Consider the following 3,534-nt stretch of genomic DNA (forward strand, 5'->3'; position numbering starts at 1 on the left):
AACTACTCTTGATGCTATTTCTAATTTAAAAGTGCAGTATGATAGTAAATCAGGTAGTAAATATTATTATACTAAAAAAGGAATGTATCGCTTATCAAATCATTGGGGTAGGTTGGCCAATTGTAAATGGAGACTGGAGTCACTTGAACTAGAAACGGACTCTAAATTTAAATTAGGATTTGCGTCTTGGGAAAGTTTTTATCCAGATAATGACATTGATTTATTGTATTATCTTGAGGTAAATTATGACAAAGAACTGGTTCAATATCAGCATAAAAACAATCCTGATTTTGATAAAAAAGCCGTTTTACGATCAAGCTCTGAAACAAGAAAACGAATCAAACAAGTTAGAAATATACTGCAGTTATCATCATGGGCTAAGTATTTTGATTCTGATATTGATGATTTGAGGAAGTATATTGTAGAGCAACTATTATATAGTGATAAAACACTTGACGAAATAAAGAAAGAGTGTAATTAGTGAAAAATTTTAATTATTCATCGGATGCTATCAATGCAATATCAGTTATCGTAACTGGTTTTGAAATATATCCTAGAATATCAGGATTATTTTTTGCTTTTTGTTTGTCTTCAATTGCAATTGAGGAGCTTGAGATGTAAATTTTTATCTCTTTTTTTATTTTTTGTTTTAAGAGTGACATTTCGGTCATAAATCCCCATCCATCTAGTACTGGCATTTCAATATCTAGCAAAATTAGATTAGGTAAGTGTTCGTTGTTAGTAATAATTTCTTCGAGCGCTTGAATAGCATCTTTTCCGTTTGTATACGATACAACATGAGAGCTTACCCCTGATTTATCAATAATTTTTTTCATAATGGTTTGATAAATTGGATCATCATCGATTAGCCATATTATTTTCTTTATCATACAATACTTATTTTAAAAGTGGTGCCTTTGTTCAATTCACTTTCTACTGTTATGTAACCTCCCATAGCCTCAATTTGGTTCTTTGTTATAAAAAGGCCAATTCCTTTAGAGTCTTTGTTATTTGTAAATGTTTTATACATTCCAAATATTTTATGTGCATTGCATTCTAAATCAATTCCAATTCCGTTGTCAGAAACTTGTAAAATTTTATTTTCTCCCTCTTCTTGATAGCTAATGTTTATGATAGGTTTTTTATCTATGCTACTGTATCGAATAGCGTTTGATACTAAGTTATGTAGGATGCTTTCTAGATAGGCAGGATTGTAATTAATATGCTCATTATCTGGAACAGACGTAATGATTTCAACCTCTTTTGCTGTAATTTGATCTGATAAAATAGTGATTGTGTTATTGATGTATTGTTTTAAATTCAAACTTTCAGTTACAAGACCTATATTAGTTTGAATGTTAACGACTTGATTTAGATTTAACATGGTCTCGTTTAACGAGTAAGAAACTGTTTTTAAGAGTTGGACCATCTGTTCTATTTCATCTTTAGAATCTGCAGTTTCAATTAGGCCTATAATTGAGGTAATATTACTGGTATGAGAACGAAGATTATGAGAAACAATGTAAGAAAAATTTAGCAAGCGTTTGTTTTGTTCTGTTACTAAGTGGAATGATTTATTTAACTGATTTTCTATTTCCTTTGTTTTAGTGATATCAATCATTATTCCTCTTAGACTTTCAACTTTTCCGTTTTCGGTAATTAAACTTACTATATCTCTTAGCCAAACAATTGTTCCGTCTTTTGCAATCATGCGATACTCAAAGTCATGATCAACATTTTTTGCTGTTTGATCTGCACAATATTGCAAAGTATGAACTCTATCTTCTTCATACATATGGTCTTGCCAAAAATTAGGACTTGATAGCCACTCATCTGACGTGTACCCTAAGATTTCTTCAACTTTTTTACTAATAAATGTAAATTGTAATGTGTCAGGAGAACATTCCCAAACGATTCCATCGACTGTGTTTATTAAGGACTGAATTCTTTGCTGTGAATCTAAAATTATTTTTTCGGCTATTTTACGATTCGTAATGTCTTCATTTGAAACAATGATGCGGTCTAATGATTTTTCATAACCTCTTACAACATTCCAACTTAAATTGATGTATCGATTTTCATTAGCTGCATTTTTAATAACAGAATCTATAACAAATTGGTTTACGTTTTGAGTAATAACTACTAGTTGGTCTGTGAAATCGTTAAGTGAATCTGGGCTAAATAAACTTGACTTAGTTTTTAATAATTCTTCTTTATTGTCTACTCGGTATAATTTTAAACAAGCTTTATTTACATTTATAATCTCTATTAATGAATGTAATTGATGAACTATCTCAGGGTTGTTTATTAGATAGTCTTTAACTTGATCTTTATTTTTATTCATTAAGTTGAGCTCTTCAAGACGGTTTTTTACCATAGAGAAATCTTCTTCTCTCATGGGTAGAGGAGAATCGTCAAAAAGACTTTTAAAATGATTTTCACTTTTTTTAACTAAAGCTTCATTTTGTTTTCTAAGTGTAATGTCTTCTACTATAGAAATTGCGCTAAGTTGTTTTTTATTTTGGTCAAGTAATGGTGTTACGTTCAAGTTGACCCAAATAGTTTTACCTTCTTTTGTGAAATATCTTTTCTCCATGGAATACTCAGTAATATTTCCATTTTCTATTTTTTTTACGTTTTTTAAATCGTTCTCAAGATCATCTGGATGTGTGATGGATTGAAAATTCCTGCCTCTCATCTCTTCTTGAGTGTAGCCTAGTAGGCTGCAAAATTTATTATTTATTTCTAAAAAAACACCTGATGTTACATCAACATTGGCCATGCCAATTGCCGCTTGATCAAAAATGGTTTTGAATTTTATTTCACTATCTATTAAATTCCGAGCTTGTTTCTCTACTATAACTTGTAATTCAGCTTGTTTTTTTAGAACTAAAACAGTTAAAAAACCAAATGTCATAGCAAGGAGAATTCCTAGAAGAGTAGATATAATAAGAGTTATTAAGGAGTTATTTGACTCCTTATCTATTAAGTATAATTTCCACTCTCCATCAGTAATAAGGCTGGTTACAAAATTGCTGTTTGTAAGTTCTGTTTTTTGTGGTAAAAAAAACTCTTCTTTTTTAGTTGTAGTATTGTACTTTGAGATTTGAAAATCAAATTTAGATTTGCTAAGTAAATTGATTTGAGAAGCTTTTAAAAGTTGATCAAGTTTAATAATTACTGCAGAAAATCCCCAAAATGAATTTTTTTTATAAATAGGTAGTCTGCCTACAATTCCAATGCCTCCTTGCTTTAACTTAAGTGGACCGGCAAAGTACATTTTTTGGTTGGAAATTGATTTTAGAGTTTCTACTCGAAGATTTTCAGTAGTTAGGATATTTAAACCTATGGCTGCTTCGTTACCTTTAATGGGATATACGTATTTTATAATACCTTTAGGTACGAGCTCTAACGCACTAATTGTATTGTTGGATTTAATCAGTTGTTTACTTACATATTCAAAGTCTTTTGGAATTCCTTCGTCATTTAGTGTCAAAGCAAGTGTTAAAGTTGCGGTATAATAATTTTTAAGGG

3 protein-coding genes are annotated in these 3,534 nt (G+C 30.1%); 1 reads left to right on the forward strand and 2 read right to left on the reverse strand.

Going from position 1 to position 3,534, the window contains the following annotated elements:
* The first annotated feature begins 16 nt into the window (after positions 1 to 16).
* A complete protein-coding gene (locus tag FPG59_RS14870; RefSeq protein ID WP_086455348.1) occupies positions 17 to 481 on the forward strand; it encodes a hypothetical protein in 465 nt (154 codons plus the stop codon).
* A 13-nt stretch (positions 482 to 494) separates the two neighbouring features.
* Here the strand turns inward: FPG59_RS14870 and FPG59_RS14875 are convergent, their stop codons facing one another.
* A complete protein-coding gene (locus tag FPG59_RS14875) occupies positions 495 to 890 on the reverse strand; it encodes a response regulator (RefSeq protein WP_086455346.1) in 396 nt (131 codons plus the stop codon).
* A partial coding sequence (locus FPG59_RS14880) for a PAS domain S-box protein (RefSeq protein WP_086455347.1) occupies positions 887 to 3,534 on the reverse strand: 2,648 nt, incomplete at its 5' end. The genes FPG59_RS14880 and FPG59_RS14875, both read right to left, overlap by 4 nt.

Origin of the sequence: Flavobacterium sp. FPG59 (genome assembly GCF_002150205.1) — a bacterium.
GTDB lineage: Bacteria > Bacteroidota > Bacteroidia > Flavobacteriales > Flavobacteriaceae > Flavobacterium.

Bases quoted from the DNA above. Each gene is read 5' to 3' on its own strand.
- FPG59_RS14875 (WP_086455346.1), bottom strand. From the start codon at position 890: ATGATAAAGAAAATAATATGGCTAATCGATGATGATCCAATTTATCAA.